Origin of the sequence: Meridianimarinicoccus sp. MJW13, from assembly GCF_014901205.1 — a bacterium.
Classification (GTDB): Bacteria; Pseudomonadota; Alphaproteobacteria; order Rhodobacterales; family Rhodobacteraceae; genus Meridianimarinicoccus.
Genome location: NZ_JACNMU010000009.1, coordinates 90,982 through 116,450 on the forward strand (window position 1 = coordinate 90,982; position 25,469 = coordinate 116,450).

Genomic DNA, 25,469 nt, shown 5'->3' on the forward strand with positions numbered 1-25,469 from the left:
TAGCCGCAAGCGCGCCGCAGCGGTAGCTTCCGCAGCGGGAACAGCGACCAAATGCGCCACAGGGTAAACACCCGGTTGCCGGGGACGCACACAACCGTGTGGCGACCTGCGCCCGATAGACCCTGTTTGCGAACAGGTCTTTGAGGCCTGCCCGAAACCGCCTAGGACTTGGGAAAGCGCAGACAAAGGGACCGCCCATGAAGATTGCCGTCGATGCCAGCCCCTGGGAAAACGAACGCGGTTTCGGGCGTTTCACGCGGGATCTGATCGCCGCACTGGCGGCGCGCGACAGCGGGATGCGCTATACCCTGCTGTTCGACCAGCCGCCGACCCGCCCGGTGCCCGACAATGTCGAGGTCGTGATCGCCGGGGCCGGGCAAACCATGTCCGAGGCCGCGACCGGCACTTCGGCCCGCCATTCCGCCACGCTGGCCACCATGGCCCGAGCCGCACGGGGGCTGACGGCGGATGTGTTCTTCTACCCGGCGGTCTATTCCTACTTCCCGCTGCTGGCGCGCACCCCCAGCGTGATCTGTTTCCACGACACCATTCCGGAACGCTTTCCCGATCTGATCTTTCCGTCGAAGAAGAACTTCCGGCTGTGGCAGGCCAAATGCTGGCTGGCCAAGAAACAGGCCACGCGGGTGATGACGATCTCGCAGGCTTCGGCGCAGGATCTGTCTTCGATCCTGAACATCCGGCCCAACCACATCGACGTCATCACCGAAGGCGCGTCCGAGGTCTTCAACCCGGTCACCGATGCGGCGGTGCTGTCGCAGGTGCGCGCGCGCCACGGCATCCCCGACACCGCCCGCTTGCTGGTCTATGTGGGCGGCTTCAACCGCCACAAGAACGTGCTGCGCCTGATCGAGGCGATGCCCGAGATCCTGGCCGCCGTGCCCGAGGCGCATCTGGCCATCGTCGGGCGCACCACCGGCGCGCGCTTCTGGGACAATGTGGACGAATTGAAGGCCGGGGCCAGCGCCGATGCGCGCGCCTCGGACGCCATTACCTTCACCGGAGAAATCGACGACAACGAACTGGCGACCCTGCTGTCGGGGGCCGAGGCGCTGGTTTTTCCGTCGCTCTGGGAAGGCTTCGGTCTACCCGCGCTGGAGGCCATGTCCTGCGGCACACCGGTTCTGTCATCGGACCGGGGCAGCCTGCCGGAAGTTGTGGGTGACGGCGGGCTTTATTTCGACCCGGAGCATCCCGAGGCTTTGGCCAAGGCCGCGATCCGGCTGCTGTGCGACACCGCGCTGGCCGGGGATCTGCGCAACAAGGCGCTGACGCAGGCGGGCACCTTTGGCTGGGACAAGGCGGCGGAATTGGCCGAGGCGAGTTTTCGAAAGGCGGCTCGCTGCGCCTGACCCATGAAAGAGGGGCGCGCCGGTGTCCCGGCACGCCCCCTGTCGTGTGTATCGCGATCACTTCACGTCGAAGCGATCCGCCTCCATGACCTTGGTCCAGGCTGCGGCGAAATCCGCCACGAAACGCTCCTTGGAGTCGTTCTGGGCATAGAACTCGGCCAGCGCCCGCAATTGCGAGTTCGAGCCGAACACCAGATCGACACGGGTGCCGGTCCATTTCAGATCGCCGCTGGCACGGTCGCGACCTTCATAGATGCCGTTCTCGGCCGGTGCCCATTCGGTGTCCATGTCCACAAGGTTGACAAAGAAGTCGTTGGTCAGCGCGTCGGACTTGTCGGTCAGCACCCCGTGTTTGGTGCCGCCGTGGTTGGCCCCCAGCATCCGAAGCCCGCCCACAAGCACTGTCATTTCCGGTGCCGCCAGGCCCAGCAGTTGCGCCCGGTCCACCAGCAGTTCTTCAAGCGAGACGGTGAACTCGGCCTTGGCGTAGTTCCGGAAGCCATCGGCCTGCGGTTCCAGCACCTCGAACGCCTCCACATCGGTCTCCTCGGCACTGGCGTCGGTGCGTCCCGGTGTGAAGGGCAGGGACAGATCATGCCCCGCGTTCTTCGCCGCCCGTTCGACCGCCGCATCGCCCGCCAGAACGATCAGATCGGCCAGAGAGACCTTCTTGTTGCCCGATTGTGCGCCGTTGAAGTCGGCCTGGATGCCTTCCAGAACCGACAGCACCTGTGCCAGCTGGTCGGGCTGGTTGACCGCCCAGTCCTTCTGCGGCGCCAGACGGATGCGTGCCCCGTTCGCACCGCCGCGCTTGTCGGAATCGCGATAGGTCGAGGCCGAGGCCCAGGCCGCCGACACCAGCGCCGCGTTGGACAGGTCGCTGGCCAGAACCTTTGCCTTCAGATCGGCCACATCGGCGGCATCGATCAGGTCGTGACCCACCGGCGGGATCGGATCCTGCCAGATCAGATCTTCGGCCGGAACCTCCTTGCCCAGGTAGCGGGACTTCGGCCCCATGTCGCGATGGGTCAGCTTGAACCACGCCCGCGCGAAGGCATCGGCGAATTCCTCGGGGTTGGCATGGTAATGGCGCGAGATCTTCTCGTATTCCGGGTCCATCTTCATGGCCATGTCCGCCGTGGTCATCATCAGCTTGACGGGTGCGTCCGACCCGTCGACCTGCGGCGCGTGGTCGTCGTTCGAAAGTTCGACCGCCTGCCAGATCTGCGCGCCTGCCGGGCTTTTGGTCAGTTCCCAGTCATAGCCCAGCAGCACATCGAAATAGCCCATGTCCCACTTGGTGGGGTTCGAGGTCCAGGGCCCTTCGACCCCGCTGCCGATGGCATCCACGCCCTTGCCCGACTTGTAGCTGCTGGCCCAGCCCAGGCCCATCTGTTCGATCGGCGCGGCTTCGGGTTCGGGGCCGACCAGTGCCGCGTCGCCGGCGCCATGGGCCTTGCCGAAAGTATGGCCCCCGGCGGTCAGCGCCACGGTTTCCCAGTCGTCCATGGCCATGCGGGCAAAGGTTTCGCGAATGTCGGCGGCCGAGGCCAGCGGATCGGGGTTTCCGTCCGGGCCCTCGGGGTTCACATAGATCAGGCCCATCTGCACGGCCGCCAGCGGGTCTTCCAGATCACGCTCGCCGGAATAGCGCTTGTCCGCCAGCCATTCGGTTTCCTTGCCCCAATAGATGTCGTCCTCGGGCTCCCAGATATCTTCGCGGCCCCCGGCGAAGCCGAAGGTCTTCAAACCCATGGATTCCAGCGCCACGTTGCCGGTCAGGACGTACAGATCGGCCCAGGACAGGCGGTTGCCGTACTTCTGCTTGATCGGCCACAGCAGGCGCCGCGCCCGGTCAAGCAGCACGTTGTCGGGCCACGAGTTGAGCGGCGCAAAGCGCTGGCTGCCGGACGAGCCGCCGCCGCGCCCATCGGCGGTGCGATAGGTGCCCGCGCTGTGCCAGGCCATGCGGATGAAGAACGGGCCGTAATGACCATAATCCGCCGGCCACCAGTCCTTGCTGTCGGTCATCAGCGCGGTCAGATCGGCCTTTACCGCATCCAGGTCCAGCTTCTGGAATTCCTCGGCATAGTTGAACGTGCCGCGCAGCGGATCGGGCTTGGCCGAATGCTGGTGCAGGATCTTCAGGTTCAACTGGTTCGGCCACCATTCCTTGTTGGAAGTGCCACGGTTGCCCGCCATCACTGGCGTGCCATGCATGACCGGGCATTTGCCGCTGTCGTTTCCGTCCATTGTCGTCTCTCCCATCGTCGGTTCATTTGAAGTTTGTGTCGCGAAGCATCGCGCCGTTGTGTGTTCTGAGGTGAGGGTATCAAGTCTTGTCGATAACGAAAATTAGCATGTTTTTATTGAATCAATAATTTTGCCTTATAGGGCGGTGCCGCCATCGGACCCGCCCGCCATCGGTTCCGCAACCTGCCAGACATGGGCCACACTGATCCCTTCGCTGGAAACCACAACCTGCGTGCGGGTTGGCGCGGGCAGATCGCCCAGCCGTGTCTGTTCGTGCACCAGAACGCGGGCACCCGGGCGGGCGCGGCTCAGAACGCGGGGCAGGATCGAGGTCAGCACATAGGTCGGCAGAAACAGGAAGATGATCGTGGCGCGGCTCAGGTCGGCCTCTTCCGCAAAACCCTGCAGGATCTCGACACGGTCTTGCAAGGCCGGGTCCAGCGCAGCGCGGGCGTCCTTCGCAGCGGCGACAAGCACCAGGTTGGCCTCGACCCCGATGGCGCGGCACCCGAATTGCTGCGCGGCCGCCAGAACAACCCGCCCGTCGCCACAACCAAGATCGACCAGAACATCCTCTGGTCCGGGGGCCACGACGTTCAGAAGCGGGGCGATCAGGGGGGCGGGCGTACCCAGGAAATCGATGTCCGACAGCGGCGCCTTGCGGCCCGACAGGCGATTGCGCATCACGCGCGCCAGACGGAAAGCGGGATAGGCCCAGCCGAGGACCGCCGGCAGGGGCCGTGCCACAATGTCGGCCATCCGCGGCTGCATCTTGTCCGGCAATCCGCTGCCCGACCCCTCCAGATACAGAACCACGCGCGCCGTCACCTGGTCGCTGCGCACAAGGGTGACACGGGACAGATACCGCCCCATTGCGGCCACCTGCCCCGCCGTCGGCTGAAACGGCAGGTCAAAGCCCAGCGGAGCAAGCGCGGTCAGCGCCGGTCCCAGATCCGGCGTGGCAAGGCGCAGGGCGGTCTGGTGATGCTGCAAAGCGCCGTGATCTTCCGGCCCGACCACAGGGTGAACGCTTATCCCTGCGGCCTGGCAAGCCCGCGTGACGTCTTCGCGCACCGACAGCATCCGCCGGGAAATCGCAGCACAGGCTGCAACCAGATCGCGCGCGACCCCGGAAGTCCCCAGTTCGGACGCCACCTGCGCTGCCGTCTGATCGTGGATGGCCGCCACAAGCGCGGCGGAATGATTTGTCTGTGTCACGCGGCAACCTCGGCAGACCCTGGGAACGACTGCCGAACCGTTGCCCGCGCGAAATTTTTTGTCAAATTTTTGCGGACATTTGAAATATTCAGGCTAATATTTCCTTAAGATACATGTTTGTTGGTACCACTGCGAAATGTTCTGGTTGAGGAGAATTGAAAGAATGAAATTGCGCGGCTTCTTTGCACTTTGCGCCGTATTGCTGATGGCAGCCCTGCCTGCTGCTGCACATCGGCTCAATGAAACCTATGTCTATTTCACGGTCACCGACGATACCCTGTCGGGCCGGATCGAGGCGCGGCTGGAAGATCTCGACGGGCTGGTGGGGCTGGATGCCGATGGCGACGGGCAGGCCACGCCCGAAGAATTCGAAGCTCAGGCCGACGCCGTTCTGGCGCGCTTTGCAGATCGCCTGACGCTTCAGGACGGCAGCACCGATCATCCGGTCGTTTTCACCGATCACACCTTCCTGCCGACGCCACAGGGCGTGTTCGTGCAGATGAATTTCGATGTGCCGAGCATAAAGGAAACGCCGGAAGGGCTGAACGTCGTCTACCGCTCGCCCTTCCAGGACACGGACCCCGGCCATCTGGGTTATGGGTTGATCGAGAACAACACCCGCACCGGGGTCGAGGACAACGAAGGCCATATCGCGGTGATCTTCAACGCAGACGCCCCGGCGCAATGGCTCTCGCTGGTGGGCGACCCGCCGTGGACCGTGTTCGTCGAATTCGTGATCCACGGCATCTGGCACATCTGGCTGGGCTTCGACCACGTGGTGTTCCTTGTGGCGCTGCTGCTGCCCGCCGTCCTGCGCGCCGACAACCGTCAGTGGCTGCCCGTCGACGACTTCCGGGCCGCCTTCATCAATGTTCTGAAGATCGTCACCGTTTTCACCCTCAGCCATTCGGTCACGCTGACGCTGGCCGGGCTTGGGATCGTGACGCTGCCGGTGTCGCTGGTGGAGGCGGTGATTGCCCTGTCGATCATCGTGGTGGCGGTGATGAACTTCTTCCCGTCGATGCATCGCTACACGCTGGCGGTGGTGCTGGTGTTCGGCTTGTTCCACGGCTTCGGTTTTGCCAACGTGCTGGCACCGCTGGGGGTTCAGCCGTCGGCCAAGGTCATCGGGCTGGCGGCCTTCAACATCGGGGTCGAGATCGGACAAGTGGCCATCGTGATCGTGCTGTTCCCGATCCTCTTCGCGCTGCGGCGGCTGGCGGTCTATCCGATGCTGGCAACCCAGCTGGCCTCGGTGGTGTTCATCCTGCTGGCGGCGGTCTGGTTCGTCGAGCGCAGCTCGGGCATCTTCTGGCGCCTGCAACAGCAGCTGCTGGCCGCCTGGACCTAGGGGCCGCACATGGAGGGTTCGCTGACAGATCGGCTGGCCCGCGTGGCGCAGGACCGGCCCAAAGCCGATGCGGTGATCTTTGGCGATCAGTCCCTGACGTTCGCCGGTCTGGCCGACCGCGCCGCGCGGTTGGCCGGCAGGCTGAAGGCGCTTGGGGTCCAGCGCGGTGACCGCATCGGCATCAGCCTGCAGCGCGGGCTCGAGATGCCGGTGGCCGTCTATGGCGTGATGCTGGCGGGCGCGGCCTATGTCCCCATTGACCCGACCGCGCCCCCGGACCGGATGCAGCACATCCTGCGCGATTGCGGCATCGGCGTCCTGATCACGCAGGAGGCCCGCGCCGACCAGATTGCCAGGGCCGCGCCCGGCACCGGCCTGCACAGCGTGATCGGGGTCGCAGCCCCCCTGGACGGGCTGACCACGCTGCCCTTCGACGCGGCGCTGGACAGCCCTCCGCATCGTGAAACCCTTGGCCCCGACGACCTTGCCTACATCATCTTCACCTCCGGCTCGACCGGGGTGCCGAAGGGGCTGACGCACACCCATGCCAGCGCGCTGTCCTTCGCCCGGATGGCCGCCGACCTGTACGATTTGGGTCCGAAAGACCGGATGGCGGCGACATCGGCCCTGCATTTCGACATGTCCTGCATGGAGATGTTCGCGGGCCTGCTGAGTGGCGCCTGCATCGTCATGGTCCCTGAAGCCCATGCCATGATGCCCGCCAGCCTGGCGCAATTGCTGGAAGATCAGCGCATCACCACGCTGTATACCGTGCCTTTCCAGTTGATCCGCCTGGTCGAGGCCGGGGCGCTGGAGGCCCGGGATCTGCGCGCCCTGCGGCTGGTGATCCACGCCGGTGAACCGATGCCGCCGCGCCCCATCGCTGAACTGCGCGCGGTGCTGCCCCATGCGCGGTTTTCCAATTTCTATGGCCCGGCCGAGGTCAATGGCGTCACCCATTGGGACCATGCGCCCGACGGCACCGGTCCGACTGCCCCGGTGCCCATCGGCTACGCCTGCGCCCATGCCGATCTGTTGATCGATGGCGAGACAGCGGACAGCGGCGAGCTTCTGGTGGCGACCCCGGCCATGATGCGCGGTTACTGGCGCCGTCCCGATCTGGATGCCACCTGTTTCGTGACCCGCCCCGGCACCGACGGGACGCCGCAAAGGTACTATCGCACCGGTGATCTGGTGCGCCGGGGCCCGGATGGCGCGCTGATGCTGCTGGGCCGCGCCGACCGGCAGATCAAGCTGCGTGGCTACCGGGTTGAACTGGACGAGGTGGAACTGGCGCTGGAAGCCCACCCCGCCGTGTCCGAGGCTGCCGCCCTGCTGTCCGCCGACATGCTGCGCATCCTGGCCTTCGTGCGCCTGGCGCCCGAACAGACGGCACAGGAGGCTGCATTGCGCGAGATCGCGGCCTTGCGGTTGCCTTCGCACGCGGTGCCTGCCAGCATTCGGGTCCTGCCACAATTCCCGCGCACAGCCACCGGCAAGATCGACCGCCGCCGCCTGTTGGCCGTGGACACTGCACAATGATCGGAGATCCGAGCGATGACTGACCCAAGGGCCGCGCGGCTGTCCCAGGTGCAAGCCTTTATCGAGACGACACTGCTGCGGGGCCGCGCCGTCGCCCGTGACGAGGAGCTTCTGCTGTCGGGACTGCTGGATTCGCTGGCGGTCATGGCCCTTGTGGCCGAGGTCGAGCGCATCGCGGGCCGCCCGGTCCCGCCCACCGATGTGCTGATCGAAAACTTCACCACGCTGGACGCCATCGGCGCCTATATGGACAGGCAGGACAGCGCATGACCGAACCGGAGACCGTCGCCATTCCGCTGACGCAAAGCCAGGGCCTGATCTGGACCGGCCAGTCACTGGCGCCCGAGGCTCCGCTTTATAACATGGTCTGGCGGATCGGACTGCGCGGGGCGCTGGACCCGGACCGTTTCGCCGCCGCCTGGGCGCAGGTGGTGACCGGTGCCGATATGCTGCGCGCGCGGTTTGAAACTCTGCAAGGTCAACCGGTCCAGACCGTCACCGGGGCCGGGCCTGCGCTGCAAGTCCTGGACCTGAGTGGCGAGGCCGACCCGCAACGCGCCGCCGACGACTGGATTGCTACCGATGCCGCGATCCCGGTGGACCTGACCCAAGGGACCTGGCGCAGCCGGTTGCTGAAACTGGGGGACAGCGACTGGATTTGGTACCTGAACCAGCATCACATCGCGACCGACGGGGCGGCGGGGGCTGTCTTGCTGCGCCGGATGGGGGCAGCCTATGCCCGGACCGATCTGCCCAGCCCGCCGCAATTCGCCGACCACGCCCGCGCGCTGGCCGGGGCCGCGCCGCCGGACCCCGCGATCCGCGCCTTCTGGGAGGCGCAGGCCGAGGGTCACCGCCCGATGACACCGCCCTACGGGGCCACCCGGCAGCAGGGGCAGCCGGCCTCGCAACGGCTGCGGCTGGACTTCGGCGCCGACCGATCCGCCCGCCTGCGCGCCTGCCTTGCCAATCCGCGTTTCGCCGCGATCAGCCGTGACCTTGGCGCCTTTGCCCTTTGGGCCGCGCTTTATGCCGGATGGCTGCACCGGATCACCGGCGACACCGTGATCCGCATCGGCGCACCGTTCCACAACCGCCTGACCCCCGCGCAGCAGGACACTGTCGGCCTGTTCATCGAGATGCTGCCCCTGACGGTCGGGGTGCAGGCAGGCGACACGCTGGAGACCCTGTTCGACCGCTGCCTGAGCGCGGCCATCGACTATCTGCGCCACGCCCGGCCCGGCGCGGGCACCCCGGAAACCGTGGCGCTGTTCAACGCGGTGCTGAACTTCATGCCGGTGCAGATCCCGCCGCTGGCCGGTCTGGAAACGGATGTGCAATGGCTGCAGGCTGGCGCCCATGACGGCGCCCATGACTTGCGGCTGCATGTCTATGACTTCAATGCCACCGGCACCTTTACGGTCGAAATGGATGTGAACGCGGCCCTGCTGAGCGCCCCGGCCGGTGAAGCCGCCGCCGCGCAATTCCTGTCCCTGATCGACGCGGCGCTGGAAGGTCCCTCGCGGCCGTTGAACCAATTGGCGCTGACCGACAACCGCGACAGTATCCTGACCGGCCCGGACAGTCCCGCTACGCCCGCTTCCGTGCTCGACCCCATCGCCACCCATGCAGGCAGCGCGGCCCCGGCGGTGATCTGTGGCGATGCCAGCCTCAGCCACGCAGAACTGGCCAGCCTGTCGGACCGTTTCGCCTCCGCCCTGGTGGCCCTTGGCGTGTCGCCGGATCGCCCGGTGGCCATTTGCGCGCGGCGCAGCCTGCGCCTTCCGGCGGCAGTTTTGGGGGTGCTGAAGGCCGGGGGCTGTTTCGTGCCCCTTGCCACGGACACGCCGCCCGACCGCGTTGCCGCGATCCTGAACCGGCTGAAGCCCGCGGCCATCATTGCCGATGCGGCAGGGCGCGCCCTGTTGCCATCCGACACTGCCCCGCTGCTGGCGCTTGAGGCGGATCTGCCCGAAGGCACCACCGCGCCGGGGCCGGGATCGCTGGCCTATGTGATCTTCACTTCGGGCTCCACCGGTACGCCCAAGGGGGTCGAAGTCGCCCACGACGCCTTTGCCCGCTACATCGACTGGGTCGCGCGCAGCCATGGACCACAGGGGCCAACCGATATGCCGTTGTGCTCGGCGCTGGGGTTCGACCTGACGCTGACCGCGCTGTTCGTGCCGCTGGTCACCGGCGGGGCGATCCATGTCTATCCGGAAACCCCCGGCGGCACCGATCTGGCCATTCTGGATGTCTTTGCGCAGGACGCGGTGGATGTGGTCAAGCTGACCCCGGCGCATCTGGCGCTGGCGGTGGCGCAGGGCTCCCCGGTGCGCCGCATCTCGACGCTGATCCTGGGCGGCGAGAACCTGACCACCGCCCTGTGTCGCAAGGCACGGGCACGGCTGGGCGCGCATCTGACGCTGGCCAATGAATACGGCCCGACCGAGGCAGTGGTGGGCTGCATGCTGCACCGGTTCAACCCGGCCACCGACACCGGCGCCAATGTGCCCATCGGCCAGCCTGCGGACGGCATGACAATCGCCATCCTCGACAAGGGCGGCAACCCGGTACCCGCAGGGGTCGTGGGCGAGATCCACATCGGCGGCAATCGCCTGGCGCGCGGCTATTACCACGACCCCGATCAGACCGCCGCCGTGTTCCGGCCTGACCCGTTTGGCACCGGCCCGAAGCTGTACGCCTCGGGCGATCTGGCACGGCTGTGCCCGGATGGGACCGTCAACTATCTGGGCCGGGCCGACCAGCAGTTGAAACTGTCCGGCGTGCGCATCGAACCCGCCGAGGTCGAGGCCGCCTTGCTGAGCCATGACGCCGTCAGTGCCGCCCATGTGCTGGCCTGGACCCCCGGCACCGGCAAGGCCGCGCGCTGCACCCGCTGCGGGTTGAGCGACACCGTTCCCAATGTCACGCTGGACGTCGAGGGCATCTGTGACATCTGCCGCGCGTTTGAAGGCATCCGCGATGCGGCGCAGGCCTATTTCGACACGCCCGAAGGTCTGCAGGCCGAACTGGCCCGCGCCCGCGCCCGCAAGACCGGCAAACACGACGCCATCATGCTGCTGTCGGGCGGCAAGGACAGCGCCTATGCCCTGTATCGTCTGGCCGATCTGACCCGCGACGTTCTGGTGCTGACACTGGACAACGGCTTTCTGTCCGAAGGGGCCAAGGACAACATCCGCCGCATGACCGCCGATCTGGGGCTGGAGCATCGGTTCCTGACCACCCCGGCGATGAACGAGATCTTCCGGGACTCGTTGCAGCGGTTTTCGAACGTCTGCCAGGGCTGTTTCAAGACCATCTACGCACTGGCCCTGAAGGTCGCGCGGGACGAGGGCATTCCGGCCATCGTCACCGGGCTGAGCCGCGGGCAGTTCTTCGAAACCCGCCTGACGCCCGACCTGTTCCGGGGCCGGACCCCCAGCCGCGCCGAGATCGAGGCCGTGGTGCTGCGCGCCCGCAAGGCCTATCACGGCATGGACGACAGCGTCGCCCGGCTGCTGGGAACCCATGAGTTTCTGGACGAAGAGGTGCTTGAGGATATCCGCTTCATCGACCTCTATCGCTACATCGACGTGCCGGTGACCGAGATCTACCGCTTCCTGGACACCCATGCGCCCTGGGTGCGGCCTGGCGATACCGGCCGGTCCACCAATTGCCTGATCAACGATCTGGGCATTCATGTGCACAGCCGACGCGAGGGCTATCACAACTATGCCCTGCCCTATGCCTGGGACGTGCGCCTGGGCCACAAGACCCGCGACGAGGCCCTGCGCGAGTTGGACGACGACATTGATCCCGCCAAGGCCGAGGCCTTGCTGGCACAGATCGGGTTGGAGGCGCGCGCGCTGCCACCCCGGCGCGGCGGCCTTGTGGCCTATGTGGCGGGCGACGTGGATTCGGCAGAGTTGCGGGCGCATCTGGCCGCCCGCCTTCCGCGCGAGATGATGCCTAGGCACCTGGTGCGCCTTTCGGCCCTGCCCCTGACCGCGAATGGCAAGGTGGATCGCGCCGCCCTGCCGCGCCCGGACCCGGTGCTCAGCACCCCCGACAGCACCCGTGAACCGGCAGAAACTGCGACCGAGCGGGCGCTTCTGGAGATCTACCAGAGGATGCTCGGGCGCGAGGATTTCGGCGTCACCGACAATTTCTATGACATCGGCGGCGAAAGCATCGCGGCCATCCAGATCGCGCTGGCCGCCGGGGAGGCCGGTCTTGCGGTTGGCTCGACCGCCGTTTTCGAACATCAGACCATCCGGACGCTGGCCCAGGCCGTGGACGGCGCCACGCCGGTGCAACCCGCCCCGAAAGTGACCAAATCCCGCGCCCCGCTGATCGATCTGGGGGCCGAGGATATGGCCGCCCTTGGCCGGGTACGGGCGCGCAAGGCGCGTGCGGACACCCCGTGATCGCAGGCGAAATCCCCGAGGTCGAGGAAATCCTGCCGCTGGCGCCGGCGCAGGCCGGGATGCTGCTGGAACTGACCCGTGGCGATGCCCCCGAGGGCGCCTATCTGGGCGTGCTGCGCTTCACGCTGGACGGGCCACTTGACCCGCAGGCTTTCGCCACGGCCCTGCGCGCAACGGCAGCGGCGCGCGATGTCTTTCGGCTGTCCTTCGAATGGGAAGGCTTGAAGCAGCCGGTGCAGCTTTTGCACCCGCAGACCGACCTTCCTGTGATCATCGAAGACTGGACCGGGCGGCAAGAGGCCGAGATCTCCGAAAGGGCGGAAAAGGAGCGCGCCCGCGGCTGCAATCTGCGGCAGGCGCCCCTGTCGCGCGCGGTGCTGCTGCGGCTGGCCCCGGACCGGCATGTCTGCCTTTGGGTTCTGCACCATCTGATCTGCGACGGCTGGTCGGCCCGGATCCTGTTGCAGGAGGTCATGTCCCGCCTCGGCGGTCAGCCGGTGCCTGCCGCCCCGCCGTTTCGCGACCTGCTGGCATGGCAGGTCAGCCGTGATGACAGCGGCGCAGAGGCGTTCTTTCGCGACTATCTTGCCGGGCTGGCCCCGCCCACGCCGGCGGCGATCCCCGCAGCCGCGCCCTCTGGCGCGAGCACCCGGATCGAGGTGCGGCGTTTGCCGGTGGACCCGGCGCTGGACCGCGCCGTCAGCACGCTGGCCCGCAACCTGCGGGTCACGCCGCCAGCGGTGTTCTCGGCCCTGCTGGCGGTGCAGTTGCGCCGTTTCGGCGCGGGCGAGGACGTGGTGTTCGGCCAGACGGCCTCGGGGCGGCCGCCGGATCTGGCCGGGGCGGACACCATGGTCGGCCCGTTTGTCAGCACCCTGCCGACCCGCTTGCAGATCGATCCGCAAGCACCCGTGGCGGAGCTGATCCGGCAGGCCAGCGCCGATGCGCTGACCCGCCGTCCGTTCGAAACCGCCGCGCTGCGCGACGTCATGCGCTGGTCCGGGTTGGGGGCGGGGGGGCCGCTCTATCACACGCTGTTTGTCTACCAGGGTCTGCCACCGGTGCCGCCCGAAGGCGCAGGGCTGCGCCTGCGCGACCTTTCCACCGATGTGACCAGCCCCGATGCCATGGCGCTGCTCTATCATCCCGGCGCGGCCCCGGCGCTGGACCTGCATGTGAACCGCCAGGTGCATGATCCGGATACAGCCGAGGCCTTCGCCCGCGACTATCTGGACCTGGTGGCCGAGGCGGTGCAGCACCCCGAAACCCCGGTTGCGGCCCTTGCCCGCCGTATCGCCAAGCCCCCTGCCCCCGAACCTGCCGCGCGGGTGTCCTTTCCCACATTGCCACAGGCCATTGCGGCCCATGCAGCGCGCGATCCCGACGCCCCCGCCCTGCGCTGCGGCGACGAACAGATGACCTATGGCGCGCTGATGCAGGCTGCCGAAGGGGTGGCCGCCGCGCTGGCCGGGGCCGGGATCGGACCCGGCGATATCGTGCCGGTGGCCATGGCGCGTTCGACGACCTGCGTCGCGGCGATGCTGGGGGTGATGCTGCGCGGCGCGGCCTATGTGATTCTGGACCTGAGCTATCCGCGCGCGCATCTGCAGGACATTCTCGACACGGTGGCGGCCAAGGCGGTGCTGACCCGGCCCGAAGACGAAGACCTCATCGCCTGGACCGACCTGCCGCGCCTGCATCCCGGACCGGGCCGTGTTCCGGCGGAGCCCCTGACGGGGGAGGAGATCGCCTATGTGCTGTTCACCTCGGGCTCGCAGGGACGGCCCAAGGGGGTGTTGGTCAGCCATGCCAACCTGGCCTATTCGACCAGGGTGCGCACCGAAGTCTACGGGGGCGATCCGGCTGCATTCCTGATCCTGTCGCCACTGGGGTTCGACAGTTCCGTCGCCGGGCTGTACTGGGCGCTGGCCAGCGGTGGCGAGGCGGTACTGTCACCGCCCGAGGCCACCCGCGACCTTGCCGCCCTTGCGCGGCTGATCCACAGCACAGGACCCTCGCACATGCTATGCCTGCCGGGGTTGTACCAGCACCTTCTGGACACGGCCGCCGCGGGCGATCTGGCCGCACTCGACACCGTGATCGTCGCCGGAGAACCGCTGCCGCCCGCCCTGATCGCGGCGCATCGCGACAGGCTGGGCGCGCGGCTGTTCAACGAATACGGCCCCACCGAAGCGACGGTCTGGTGTACCGCGTTCGACACGGCCGCGCATGACGGCGGCGATGACGTGCCCATTGGCCGGGCCATTCCCGGCAGTCGTATCGCGATCACCGATCGCGATGGCGCTCCGCTGCCGGATGGCACGCTGGGAGAGATCACCGTCAGCGGCCCCGGCGTGGCCGCAGGCTATCTGGGAGGGCCGGACATCGACAGCAGGGCGTTTTCCGGCGTTGGAGACACGCGCGCCTATCGCACAGGCGATCTGGGGGTGCGGCGGCCTGATGGGGTCGTGCTCTATCGCGGGCGCTGCGACGCGCAGGTCAAGATCCGGGGCCACCGCGTGGAACTGGCCGAGGTTGAAGCGGCCCTCGGCACCCTGCCCGATCTGGGCGACCGCGTGGTGCTGGCCGAGGATGCCCCCGGCGGCACCCGGCTGGTGGCGGTGGTGCAGACCGGCGATCCGGCGGCGATCCGCGCCGCACTGACTGCCCGCCTGCCCGCCCATATGGTGCCCGCCGAAATTCGCGTGATCCCCGATCTGCCGCGTCTGCCCAACGGCAAGATCGACCGCCGAGGCTTGTTGGAGCTTTGCCCTGCCATGCCGCCCGACGTGCGGGAACCGGACGGCTATGTCGCTGCTCAACTGGCCGGGATCTGGCAGGGGCTTCTGAACATCAACCGTGTCGGTCCGGACGACAATTTCTTCGACCTTGGCGGCGACTCTCTGCTGGCCATGCGGGCGGTCTTTGCCGCCGAGGCCGCAGGCCTGCCCCTTGCTGCGCATGAGATCTTCGACCATCCGGTGCTGTCGCAGCTTGCCGCCCGGATCGAGGCCCGACCGGCCGGACAGGTCATCACCACCGATGACGGGCTGCTGGCGCGACTGCACCCTGAGGGCGGCGCGGATCCGTTCCTGATGATCCACGGCAGCCCCGAGATGTGCGCGCATCTGGGTCATGCTTTGGGGCCGGACACGCCGCTGTGGTTCCAGTTCTCCAGCTATCTGCGCGGGCCGGTGCCCCGTGGACAGGATATCGCGGCGATGGTGGCCGCGCTGAAGCCCCTTGCCCGCACCCTGTTTGACGGCCGCCCGGTGCGGCTGGGCGGATATTCGATGGGCGCGGTGCTGGCCATCGAGCTGGCCCGCCAGTTGCGCAACGAGGGCTGCGAGGTGCCCTTCGTCTTCCTGCTGGACCCGTCGTGGGATTGCGGCGGCACCAACGCGCCCGCCGCCGTGACAGCGGCCCATCGGGCCAAATCGGCGCTGTTGTCGCGCGCGCTGAATATCGGTGCGCGGCTGGGGCTGGGGGACGCCGAACGCCTGCGGTTATCGGCGGTGGGCCACTATTACCGCGCGGCGCTCCTGGCTTACCGGCCTGCGGGCTATGACGGTCCGGTGCACCTGGTGATGTCGCGGGACGGCACCGCGCTGCTGGACCCCGGCGGCTGGCTGCCGAAGACCTGCCCGAACCGGCGCGACTCCCGGCTGGAGGTCAGCCATTTCGACCTTCAGCACGACACAGATGCGCTGTTTGCATGGACCGCGCTGTTGACCCGGATGCTGTTGGAAGAGGCGGAGCCCTGAGATGGATTTGACGATCACCGATGACATGGCACAGCGCGGGGCCGCAGCCCGACACTTTGCCAAGGACCATCTGAACGCCGGATTGGCCGAACGCGACCGGCGCGGCACGCTGGAGGCGGCCGAATGGCGGTCCCTTTGGAGCGCCGCCGCCGACCACGGCCTGCTGCGGCTGGGCCTGGACACCGCCCATGGCGGCGACGGCACCGACCTGATGACCGCAACCCATGTGTTGCACGAGGTCGGCCATTGGTGCCGCGACACAGGTGTGTTGCTGGCGCTGAATGCCACGCTGTGGACCGTCCTGCGGCCGCTGGTGGAATTCGGGACCGAGGCGCAACAGGCGCGCTACCTGCCCCGGCTGCTGGCGGGGGACTGGATCGGCGCTGATGCGGTGACCGAACTGGCCTCGGGCTCGGACGCCATGGCCTTGCAGACGGAAGCGGTGCGTGACGGCGACAGCTATGTGCTGAACGGCCAGAAGGCGTTCATCGGCATGGCGCCCTGTTGTGACCTTGCGCTGGTCTTTGCGCGCACCAACCCGGCGGCGGGGGCCTGGGGGGTCAGCGCATTTCTGGTCGAAACCAGCTTGCCGGGGGTCACGCGCGGCCCCGAGATCGAAAAACTGGGCCTGCGCACCATTCCCACCGGGTTCCTTGGCTTCACCGATGTGCGCCTGCCCGACAGCGCCCGTCTTGGCCCGGAAGGGGCAGGCGCGTCGATCTTTGCCCGTTCGTCGGAATGGGAACGGCAGATGGTGCTTTGCGCGCATGTCGGGGCCATGAAACGACAGTTGGAAGCCTGCGTCGCCTTCAGCCAGCAGCGCAGCGTCTTCGGGCAGCCCATCGCCAGGCACCAGTCGGTGTCGAACCGGCTTGCAGACATGCGGGTGCGCTATGAGACCTGCCATCTGATGCAGCGCCGGGCGGCATGGCAGATGCAGACCGGCACCGGGGATGCGGCCGCGGCGGCGATCACCAAGCTGCATATCTCCGAGGCGCTTCTGGCCTCGAGCCTGGACGCGGTGCGCACCATGGGCGGGCAAGGCTTCCTGTGGGAGGCCGAGGCCGCCCGCGATCTGCGTGACGCGGTGGGTGGGGTGCTTTATGGCGGCACCTCGGATATTCAGCGCAACATCATCGCGCAGTTCCTGCCCGGTTGGGCCGCCAAGAGCTGAACGCGGTTTCCGCAGACGTCAGGCGGTGTTCCGGCGGCGCGATCCGGGATTTCGCCGGTTCGCAGACTGCAGTCCGCCATTGCATCCCATGTCGCTTCAGACCCGGCCCACCGGATGCCGTTCGGCACCCTTGGCAAGGGCCAGCAGACACAGCCAGTCATGCGCCACGGTCGCCGCCGCGATGGCGGTGATCTCGGCATGATCGTAGGGCGGAGAGACCTCGACCACGTCCAGCCCGACCAGGTTCAACCCTTCCAGACCGCGAATGAACTCCAGCGCCTGCCAGGACGCAAGCCCGCCCGGTACCGGCGTGCCGGTTCCCGGAGCAAACGCCGGGTCCAGCCCGTCCACGTCGAAGCTGATGTAGACCGGCGCATCCCCGGCCCGCGCCCGCGCGATGTCGATGGCGGCCTGAATGCCATTGCGATGCACCCAGGGCGAGGTCAGCACCTCGAACCCATGGGTGCTGTCATTATAGGTGCGCAGCCCGACCTGGGTGGAGCGGCTGACATCGACGATGCCCTCGTGGGCCGCGCGGGCAAACATGGTGCCGTGGTCCAGACTGACACCATCATCGTCCCATGTGTCGCAATGGGCGTCGAACTGGATCAGGGCCAACGGGCCATGGCGCTTGGCATGGGCGCGCAGCAGCGGGTAGGCGATGGAATGGTCGCCGCCCAGCGTCAGCAACTTGGCACCGCTGGCGAGGATTTCGTCGGCATGGGCCTCGATCGCCGGGGGCACGGTTTGCGGGTGGTGCGGATCGAGATGCACATCGCCATAGTCGATGACGTCCAGCAGTTCGAACGGGTCGATGCCCGAGGGAAAGGCCTTCAGTTCGGCCAGTTGCACCGATCCGGCGCGGATCGCCTGCGGCCCCAGCCGACAGCCGGGGCGGAAGGTCACGGCGGTGTCGAAGGGCACCCCGGTCACCACCACATCGACGCCCGCAAGATCGCGGCTGTAGTTGCGCCGCAGGAAGCTGAGCGCACCGCCATAGGTCATCTCGTGCCAGCGGCCGCGCGCGGTATCCTTGCGGCGGAACGCCTGATCGCCCTTTGTCATGAACCATTCTCCAAGCTGGTCGTGTTTTGCGTATCACCAAGACCCCCGCACCGTATAGGTTGGTCGGACCACCGGCTGGTCGGCAAGCGTCGGTTCAGACGTCCCACCACCGTCAGATAGCTGTCAATCCCGGGCGGTGCTGAACGCCGTGGCTCTAGGCCGGACTTGGCCACGGGCCCTTTTTCTTGTAGCTTTTGCTGATTTGTGATACTCTTATGATTATTTGTATCAATTATCGGGCTCTTGTCAACCGGTTCCCGCTGAACAAGCGTGCCCATGAGACCCGATCTCGCCAATTGACGGCGCGACCTCAGCGGAGTGCAAGGGCCGCCGAGCAATCAGCATTTTTCCCGTCATCCGTATGACCAGTTGATCATTCTGCCGCCGGAAGACCATGGCGCGGGTGGTGCAATCCGGCACGCGGCGGCGCGCGACGCCCTTTGCACGCGATCGCCGAACTTTGTGATAGTCTTTTATGCACGATGGCCCCATATGGCGTCCGTGCCCTTGCGTGAAATCCGTCGATTCTGTCTGAAATCATCACTCGATGCCCTTGTCTGCTCGGCACCGGATCGCCAGATCTGCAGAAGTCTGTACCCTCTGCGCCGCCCTCCCGCCGGGATCGCGCCCGCAGGCCATCCCAAGGATTTTCCATGGCCCCCGCCCCTTCTTCCGACTGGCAGGCAGCCCTTCCAGCCCCGTTCCTGACCTATCGCGGCGACCGCCGCCTGGAAGAGGTGGAGTGCATCGTTCCCGACCTTGTCGGCAGTTCCCGCGGCAAGGCGATGCCGTCGCACAAGTTCTCGCCCGAGCAGACCTATGCCCTGCCGACCTCGCTGTTCTATGAAACCGTCAGCGGCGAATACGTCGATATTGCGGGGATCGAGAACCAGTGGACTGAGGTCGACATGGTGCTGCGCCCGGACATGTCCACGGCCTCGGCGGTGCCCTGGGCGGCGGATGCCACGCTACAGGTGATCTGCGATCTGGAGGATCGGCACGGCAACCCGGTGTCCATCGCGCCGCGCAACGTGCTCAAACGGGTGCTGGATCGCTATGCCGAACACGGCTGGCAGCCCATTGTCGCGCCGGAGTTGGAATTCTACCTGATCTCGCCAAACCTCGACTGGAACGATCCGGTGAAGCCGCCGGTGGGACGGACCGGTCGCCCCGGCTCGGCCCGGCAGGCCTATTCCATGGTGGCCGTCGATGAATACGGCGAGGTCATCGACACGATCTATGACTATGCCGAGGATCAGGGTCTGCACATCGACACACTGATCCAGGAAGGCGGCGCCGGGCAGATCGAGATCAACCTGATGCACGGCGACCCGATGGCGCTGGCCGACCAGGTCTTCTATTTCAAGCGCGCGATCCGCGAGGCCGCGTTGAAGCACAAGTTCTTCGCCACCTTCATGGCCAAGCCGATGCGCGACCAGCCCGGATCGGCCATGCACATTCATCAAAGCGTGCTGGACAAGCGCACCGGACAGAACATCTTCTCGAACCCGGATGGGTCGGAGTCCGAGGCTTTCTATCACTTCATCGGCGGCTCGCAGCGCCACCTGATGGAAGTCATGCCGCTGATCGCGCCCTATGTGAACAGCCACCGTCGCCTGACCGGCGGGATGAGCGCGCCGACCAACATGGAATGGGGCCACGACAACCGCACCACCGGTCTGCGCATCCCCAATGCCCGCCCCGAAGCCCGGCGGGTGGAAAACCGCGTCATCGGCATTGACGCGAACCCCTACCTTGCGCTGGCGGCTTCGCTGGCGGCAGGACTGAAGGGCATGACCGACCGCATCGCGCCGCGCCGCGCCGCGCAGGGCGAGATCTGGACCGACGGCGCGATCCTGCCCGAGGGCCCGTTCGATATGCTGGCCGCCTTCAACGAGGCGCATGAGATGCGGGCGCTGCTGGGGGCCGAGTTCTGCGCCGTGCTGTCCGCCATCAAGTTGGCCGAACTGAACGAATTTCAGCGCGAAATCTCGCCGTGGGAGCGCAAGCACCTGCTGCTGAACGTCTAGACCCTGCCGCGCGGTTACGGCTGGCGCCCGTCCGGCGGGGCTGGTTCTATGAATCACAACCGCGGGGCCGCCCGCCGCATCGACCAAGGGGACTGGGATGACCAAACTGCACACCGACCGCTTCTACATCAACGGCGCATGGGTGGCACCACAGGGCCGCGACACGCTGCCGGTCATCAATCCCGCCACCGCCCAACCGATTGCCACGGTGGCACTGGGGACTGCCGCGGATGTGGAGGCTGCCGTCTCCGCCGCCCGCGCCGCCTTTCCCGGCTTTGCGCGCAGCACCCTGGCCGAACGTCTGGATCTTCTGGCCGCGATCCGCGCGGGATATGAAGCGCGCTACGACGAGATGGCCGAAGCCATCAGCGCCGAGATGGGCGCGCCTATCGATCTCAGCCGCCGGGCGCAGGCGCAGGCCGGGCTTGGCAATCTGGACGGGGTGGTTGCAGCTGCAAAGCGGTTTGCCTTCGAGGAAATCAACCCAGCGGGCGACCTGTTGCGCCATGAGCCCATTGGCGTTTGCGCGCTGCTCACGCCCTGGAACTGGCCCGCCAACCAGATCGCGCTGAAGGTCCTTCCGGCGCTGGCGGCGGGATGCACGATGGTGCTGAAACCCTCGGAACTGACACCGCTGTCGGCGCTGCTGTTTGCCGAGATCCTGGACGAGGCCGGGGTGCCTGCCGGGGTCTTCAACCTGATCAACGGCGACGGCCCGACGGTTGGGGCAGAACTGAGCCGCCATCCGAATGTGGACATGGTGTCCTTCACCGGCTCCACCCGCGCCGGGGTCGAGGTCGGCCGCGCCGCCGCCGCGACCATCAAGCGGGTGACGCTGGAACTGGGCGGCAAATCCCCCAACATCCTGCTTGACGATGTGGATCTGGAAAAGGCCGTGCGCCGCGGGGTACGCCAGTGCTTCAACAACACCGGGCAAAGCTGCAACGCGCCGACCCGGATGCTGGTGCCCCGCGCGCTGTACGCCAAGGCCGCCGAGATCGCCGCCGACACCGCCCGCACGACGATGGTCGGTGACCCCGCGCAACCCGGGCGTCACATCGGCCCGCTGGCCTCGGACATGCAATTCGACCGGGTTCAGGCGATGATCGCCAAGGGCATCGCGGAGGGGGCAACCCTTCTGGCCGGCGGCCTCGGCAAACCGGACGGGTTGGAAGATGGCTATTTCGTCCGACCCACGGTCTTTGGCGACGTCAGCAACGACATGACCATCGCGCGCGAGGAAATCTTCGGCCCGGTTCTGGTGTTGATCCCCTATGACAGCGAGGCCGAGGCCATCGCGATGGCAAATGACACGCTGTATGGACTGTCAGCCTATGTGCAGTCGGCCGATCCCGACCGGGCGATGGCCGTGGCGCGGGATCTGCGCGCGGGAACCGTGCTGATCAACGGTGCGGGTTTGGGCCAGGGCTCACCCTTCGGCGGCTACAAGCAATCGGGCAACGGGCGGGAGGGCGGTCTCCACGGCATCGCCGATTTCTGCGAGGTCAAGGCCATCGCGGGGCGCTGACCGCGCCGCCACGCGCCTCAGAGAAATTCGAACACCGCCGCGAAGACTTTTTCGGCGGCGCGGGTCACCGGCTGTTCCCGGTTCTGAATGACGAAACAGGGCGGCACGGTGATCGGCGTGGCCAGGTCAAGCGTGACCACATCCGCGTTCAAGCGGCCTTCGCACAACATCGCGGCGACCTCGCGCGAAAGCGGCGCAATGATGTCGGACGCCTGCACCATGGACAGTGCCACCAGCAGCGACGCGGTGTTGGTCACCCGCGACGGCGCGGGCAGGTCATGGGTCAGAAACGCGGAATCGACCGCCTCGCGGATCGGTGAGCCCAACACCTGCACCACCCATTCGCTGTCCAGCAGGTCGGTCAACGCGACCGCGCGCTGCGCCGCCAGCGGATGCGACGCCCGGACCAGGAAGGTCACTTCCTCGCTGCGGGCCGGATGCAGGCGGAAATCGCGGCTGTCATAGCCCGCCGGCAGCCGCGATATGATAAAGTCGAACCGGCCCGCGATCAGGCCCCGAACCAGTTCCGTCGAGGGGCCGACCTCGATCGTCATTTCGATATCGGCAGCTTCGGCCTTCACCTTCTGGATGGCCGGCATCAGCGTGCCGACGGCAGGGCCTGTGACCGTGCCCACGCGCACATGGCCGATCTTGCCCTCGTTGAACCGCTGGGCATCCGCGGCCAGTTCATCCATCTCTTCCAGGATCACCTTGGCGTGGCGAATGCAGATGGCGCCCAACGGCGTGGCTTCCATCCCCTTGGGATGCCGGGTGAACAGCGCGCCGCCGACCAGTTTCTCAACATCCGCCAGAATGCGCGAGGCCGCAGGCTGCGACACCGAGATCCTGTTGGCGGCCAACAGCAACTGCCCGGTTTCGGCAATGGTCATCAGCAGGCGCAACTGGTTCGGTTTCAGGCGGTGAGCGATGTCCATGAATGACCGTATAACAGAAATGGTATGCAGATCGCAGAGAATACGAATTGATTGCTATGTCAACCGGCTGTTAGCTGCCCCAACGGACCTCGTGAAGGTTCGAGGGAGACCGCGCCAACACAAGAACAACGGGCGCAACATGTGGAGGAACAACATGACTTTCAAATCGCTCCTGGCTTCGGCCGGTGCTGTCGTCCTGCTTGCTGGTGGGGCCTATGCCGAAGGCAAGGTCGGCATCGCGATGCCGACAAAATCCTCGGCGCGCTGGATTTCCGACGGCAACTCGATGGTCGAGCAATTCACCGCGGCCGGATATGAGACCGACCTGCAATATGCCGAAGACGATATCCCCAACCAACTGGCCCAGATCGAGAACATGATCACCAAGGGCGTCGATGTTCTGGTGATTGCCGCCATCGATGGTACGACCTTGTCGAACGCGTTGGAAAACGCCGCCGCCCTGGGCATCAAGGTCATCGCCTATGACCGCCTGATCCGCGACAGCGGCAACGTCGACTATTACGCCACCTTCGACAACTTCAAGGTCGGCGTCCTGCAGGCCACCAACCTTGTCAACGGGCTGAACGAACGCTTCGGCGATCAAAAGCCGTGGAACGTGGAACTCTTCGGCGGCTCGCCCGACGACAACAACGCCTATTTCTTCTACAACGGCGCCATGAGCGTCATCCAGCCTCTGATCGACGACGGGTCGATCAACATCGCGTCGGGGCAGATGGGCATGGACACCGTCGGCACGCTGCGCTGGGACGGCTCGGTCGCGCAGGCGCGCATGGATAACCTGCTGTCCGCGCATTACACCGACCAGACCGTGCACGGGGTGCTGTCGCCCTATGACGGGCTGTCCATCGGCATCCTGTCGTCGCTGAAGGGCGTCGGCTATGGCTCGGGCGATCAGCCGATGCCCATCGTGACCGGTCAGGACGCCGAGGTGCCCTCGGTCAAGTCGATCCTGGCGGGCGAGCAGTATTCAACCATCTTCAAGGACACCCGGTCGCTGGCCGGTGTGACCGTGGGCATGGCCGATGCGCTGCTGGCGGGCGGCGAGCCCGAAATCAACGACACCTCGACCTATGACAACGGCGTCAAGGTGGTGCCCTCGTATCTGCTGGAGCCGCTGCCGGTGACCGCGGCCAACTGGGAAGAGCGTCTGATCGACTCCGGCTACTACACCATGGACCAGATCCAGTAAGCCCGACGGGCAATTTCCGACCTGCCCGGACACCGCTTCGGGCAGGTCGCGATGACAGATGAGGATTGGGCATGTCTGCGCTTCTGGAAATGCGTTCGATCACAAAGACCTTTCCGGGCGTCAAGGCGCTGGATGAGGTCGAGCTGACCGTCCGCGAAGGCGAGATCCACGCGCTGGTCGGCGAAAACGGTGCTGGCAAATCGACCCTGATGAAGGTGCTCTCCGGGGTCTATCCGGCGGGCAGTTACGACGGCGAAATTCACTATGATGGCCAGCTGGCACAGTTCCGCGACATCGCGGACAGCGAGCGGCAGGGCATCATCATCATCCACCAGGAACTGGCGCTGGTGCCGCTTCTGTCCATCGCCGAGAACCTGTTTCTGGGCAACGAACAGGCGCGCGGCGGCATCATCAACTGGCAGTCCACCTTCCAGCAGACCGAAAAACTGCTGCGCAAGGTCGGGCTGAAAGAGGCGCCCTCGACGCTGGTCGACAAGCTGGGCGTCGGCAAGCAGCAACTGGTGGAGATCGCCAAGGCGCTGTCCAAGGAAGTCCGGCTGCTGATCCTCGACGAGCCGACGGCGGCGCTGTCGGAATCCGACAGCCAGGCGCTGCTGGACCTGATGCTGGAACTGAAGGCCGAGGGCGTGACCTGCATCATCATCAGCCACAAGCTGAACGAGGTGCGCCGCGTTGCCGACAGCGTGACGGTGATCCGCGACGGCACCACGGTGTCGACCATGGATGCCAAGGCCCAGCCGATCACCGAAGCCGCCATCGTGCGCGACATGGTGGGCCGCGACATGGCGCATCGCTACCCCGAACGCGAACGGCGTGCCGGCGACATGCTGATGGAGGTTTCCAACTGGAACGTCTGGCATCCCGAGCACAGCGACCGCCAGGTCATCCGCGATGCCACGTACAACGTGCGCGCCGGCGAGGTGGTGGGCATCGCCGGATTGATGGGCGCGGGCCGCACCGAACTGGCGATGAGCCTGTTCGGCAAGTCCTATGGCCGCAACATCAGCGGCGAGGTCAGGATCCGCGGCCAGAAGGCCGATGTCTCGGACGTGCCGAAGGCGATTGCGGCCGGGCTGGCCTATGTCACCGAGGATCGCAAGAGCCTGGGTCTGATCCTTGAGGAAACCATCCAGCGCAACGTGACGCTGGCCAATCTGCCGGGCGTGTCCTCGGCCGGGATCCTGAACGAGAACGAGGAAACCGAGGTTTCCGAGCGGTATCGCAAGGCGATGAACATCCGCACCCCCAGCGTGTTCCAGCGGGTCATGAACCTGTCGGGCGGCAACCAGCAGAAGGTGGTGTTGTCGAAATGGCTGTTCGCACAGCCCGATGTGCTGATCCTGGACGAGCCCACGCGCGGCATCGACGTCGGCGCGAAATTCGAAATTTACGGGATCATCAACGACCTGTCCGCGCAGGGCAAAGGCGTGCTGATGATCTCTTCCGAGATGCCCGAACTGCTGGGCATGTGCGACCGCATCTACGTCATGAACGAAGGCGCGCTGGTGGGCGAGCTTTCGGCCAAGGACGCCAGCCAGGAGCGCATCATGTCGCTCATCGTGACAGAATAAGGAGACC

At 66.3% G+C, this 25,469-nt stretch carries 15 protein-coding genes; 11 read left to right on the forward strand and 4 right to left on the reverse strand.

Annotated features, from left to right (window positions below; translation table 11 throughout):
• Positions 1 to 197: 197 nt before the first annotated feature.
• Complete coding sequence (locus H8B03_RS16305) at positions 198 to 1,370, forward strand: glycosyltransferase family 1 protein (protein ID WP_193142954.1); 1,173 nt, start codon at positions 198 to 200, stop codon at positions 1,368 to 1,370.
• A gap of 57 nt (positions 1,371 to 1,427) precedes the next feature.
• On the opposite strand, the gene katG is transcribed toward H8B03_RS16305, so the two are convergent.
• Both katG and H8B03_RS19130 read right to left on the reverse strand, forming a co-directional pair.
• Positions 1,428 to 3,623 (reverse strand): catalase/peroxidase HPI, encoded by a 2,196-nt coding sequence (gene katG, locus H8B03_RS16310; protein ID WP_193142955.1) that lies wholly within the window; start codon positions 3,621 to 3,623, stop codon positions 1,428 to 1,430.
• Positions 3,624 to 3,758: 135 nt separating this feature from the next.
• Positions 3,759 to 4,841 carry a cyclopropane-fatty-acyl-phospholipid synthase family protein gene (locus tag H8B03_RS19130; RefSeq protein ID WP_193142956.1) on the reverse strand — a complete coding sequence of 361 codons (1,083 nt, stop codon included), beginning with the start codon at positions 4,839 to 4,841 and terminating at the stop codon, positions 3,759 to 3,761.
• A gap of 163 nt (positions 4,842 to 5,004) precedes the next feature.
• On the opposite strand from H8B03_RS19130, the gene H8B03_RS16320 reads away from it, so the two are divergent.
• From H8B03_RS16320 to H8B03_RS16345, 6 genes are read left to right on the forward strand one after another with little or no spacing between them, the layout of a single operon-like run.
• The gene (locus H8B03_RS16320; protein ID WP_193142957.1) at positions 5,005 to 6,192 is read left to right on the forward strand and encodes a HupE/UreJ family protein; all 1,188 of its coding nucleotides are present in this window, start codon (positions 5,005 to 5,007) and stop codon (positions 6,190 to 6,192) included.
• 9 nt (positions 6,193 to 6,201) lie between these two features.
• Complete coding sequence (locus H8B03_RS16325) at positions 6,202 to 7,734, forward strand: amino acid adenylation domain-containing protein (protein ID WP_193142958.1); 1,533 nt, start codon at positions 6,202 to 6,204, stop codon at positions 7,732 to 7,734.
• Between the two features lie 15 nt (positions 7,735 to 7,749).
• Positions 7,750 to 8,004: a phosphopantetheine-binding protein gene (locus H8B03_RS16330; RefSeq protein WP_193142959.1), complete on the forward strand. Its 255-nt coding sequence runs from the start codon at positions 7,750 to 7,752 to the stop codon at positions 8,002 to 8,004.
• Complete coding sequence (locus H8B03_RS16335) at positions 8,001 to 12,164, forward strand: non-ribosomal peptide synthetase (protein ID WP_193142960.1); 4,164 nt, start codon at positions 8,001 to 8,003, stop codon at positions 12,162 to 12,164. The genes H8B03_RS16330 and H8B03_RS16335 overlap by 4 nt, the downstream gene beginning before the upstream one ends.
• Positions 12,161 to 15,928, forward strand: coding sequence for a non-ribosomal peptide synthetase (locus H8B03_RS16340; RefSeq protein WP_193142961.1), 3,768 nt, complete (start codon positions 12,161 to 12,163; stop codon positions 15,926 to 15,928). The genes H8B03_RS16335 and H8B03_RS16340 overlap by 4 nt, the downstream gene beginning before the upstream one ends.
• Position 15,929: 1 nt before the next feature.
• On the forward strand, positions 15,930 to 17,102 hold the full coding sequence (locus H8B03_RS16345; protein ID WP_193142962.1) for an acyl-CoA dehydrogenase family protein: 1,173 nt from the start codon (positions 15,930 to 15,932) through the stop codon (positions 17,100 to 17,102).
• 96 nt (positions 17,103 to 17,198) lie between these two features.
• Here the strand turns inward: H8B03_RS16345 and speB are convergent, their stop codons facing one another.
• Positions 17,199 to 18,167 carry an agmatinase gene (speB, locus tag H8B03_RS16350; protein WP_193142963.1) on the reverse strand — a complete coding sequence of 323 codons (969 nt, stop codon included), beginning with the start codon at positions 18,165 to 18,167 and terminating at the stop codon, positions 17,199 to 17,201.
• A 653-nt stretch (positions 18,168 to 18,820) separates the two neighbouring features.
• On the opposite strand from speB, the gene H8B03_RS16355 reads away from it, so the two are divergent.
• Positions 18,821 to 20,197: a glutamine synthetase family protein gene (locus H8B03_RS16355; protein ID WP_193142964.1), complete on the forward strand. Its 1,377-nt coding sequence runs from the start codon at positions 18,821 to 18,823 to the stop codon at positions 20,195 to 20,197.
• A 97-nt stretch (positions 20,198 to 20,294) separates the two neighbouring features.
• On the forward strand, positions 20,295 to 21,725 hold the full coding sequence (locus H8B03_RS16360; protein ID WP_193142965.1) for an aldehyde dehydrogenase family protein: 1,431 nt from the start codon (positions 20,295 to 20,297) through the stop codon (positions 21,723 to 21,725).
• Between the two features lie 17 nt (positions 21,726 to 21,742).
• Here H8B03_RS16360 and H8B03_RS16365 read toward each other — a convergent pair whose 3' ends face one another.
• The gene (locus H8B03_RS16365) at positions 21,743 to 22,660 is read right to left on the reverse strand and encodes a LysR family transcriptional regulator (RefSeq protein ID WP_193142966.1); all 918 of its coding nucleotides are present in this window, start codon (positions 22,658 to 22,660) and stop codon (positions 21,743 to 21,745) included.
• Positions 22,661 to 22,814: 154 nt separating this feature from the next.
• On the opposite strand from H8B03_RS16365, the gene chvE reads away from it, so the two are divergent.
• Complete coding sequence (chvE, locus tag H8B03_RS16370) at positions 22,815 to 23,870, forward strand: multiple monosaccharide ABC transporter substrate-binding protein (protein WP_193142967.1); 1,056 nt, start codon at positions 22,815 to 22,817, stop codon at positions 23,868 to 23,870.
• Between the two features lie 71 nt (positions 23,871 to 23,941).
• Positions 23,942 to 25,462 carry a multiple monosaccharide ABC transporter ATP-binding protein gene (gene mmsA, locus H8B03_RS16375; protein ID WP_193142968.1) on the forward strand — a complete coding sequence of 507 codons (1,521 nt, stop codon included), beginning with the start codon at positions 23,942 to 23,944 and terminating at the stop codon, positions 25,460 to 25,462.
• Positions 25,463 to 25,469 lie beyond the last annotated feature (7 nt).

Bases quoted from the DNA above. Each gene is read 5' to 3' on its own strand.
- H8B03_RS16305 (WP_193142954.1), top strand. From the start codon at position 198: ATGAAGATTGCCGTCGATGCCAGCCCCTGGGAAAACGAACGCGGTTTC.
- katG (WP_193142955.1), bottom strand. From the start codon at position 3,623: ATGGACGGAAACGACAGCGGCAAATGCCCGGTCATGCATGGCACGCCA.
- H8B03_RS16320 (WP_193142957.1), top strand. From the start codon at position 5,005: ATGAAATTGCGCGGCTTCTTTGCACTTTGCGCCGTATTGCTGATGGCA.
- H8B03_RS16325 (WP_193142958.1), top strand. From the start codon at position 6,202: ATGGAGGGTTCGCTGACAGATCGGCTGGCCCGCGTGGCGCAGGACCGG.
- H8B03_RS16330 (WP_193142959.1), top strand. From the start codon at position 7,750: ATGACTGACCCAAGGGCCGCGCGGCTGTCCCAGGTGCAAGCCTTTATC.
- H8B03_RS16335 (WP_193142960.1), top strand. From the start codon at position 8,001: ATGACCGAACCGGAGACCGTCGCCATTCCGCTGACGCAAAGCCAGGGC.
- H8B03_RS16345 (WP_193142962.1), top strand. From the start codon at position 15,930: ATGGATTTGACGATCACCGATGACATGGCACAGCGCGGGGCCGCAGCC.
- speB (WP_193142963.1), bottom strand. From the start codon at position 18,167: ATGACAAAGGGCGATCAGGCGTTCCGCCGCAAGGATACCGCGCGCGGC.
- H8B03_RS16355 (WP_193142964.1), top strand. From the start codon at position 18,821: ATGGCCCCCGCCCCTTCTTCCGACTGGCAGGCAGCCCTTCCAGCCCCG.
- H8B03_RS16360 (WP_193142965.1), top strand. From the start codon at position 20,295: ATGACCAAACTGCACACCGACCGCTTCTACATCAACGGCGCATGGGTG.
- H8B03_RS16365 (WP_193142966.1), bottom strand. From the start codon at position 22,660: ATGGACATCGCTCACCGCCTGAAACCGAACCAGTTGCGCCTGCTGATG.
- chvE (WP_193142967.1), top strand. From the start codon at position 22,815: ATGACTTTCAAATCGCTCCTGGCTTCGGCCGGTGCTGTCGTCCTGCTT.
- mmsA (WP_193142968.1), top strand. From the start codon at position 23,942: ATGTCTGCGCTTCTGGAAATGCGTTCGATCACAAAGACCTTTCCGGGC.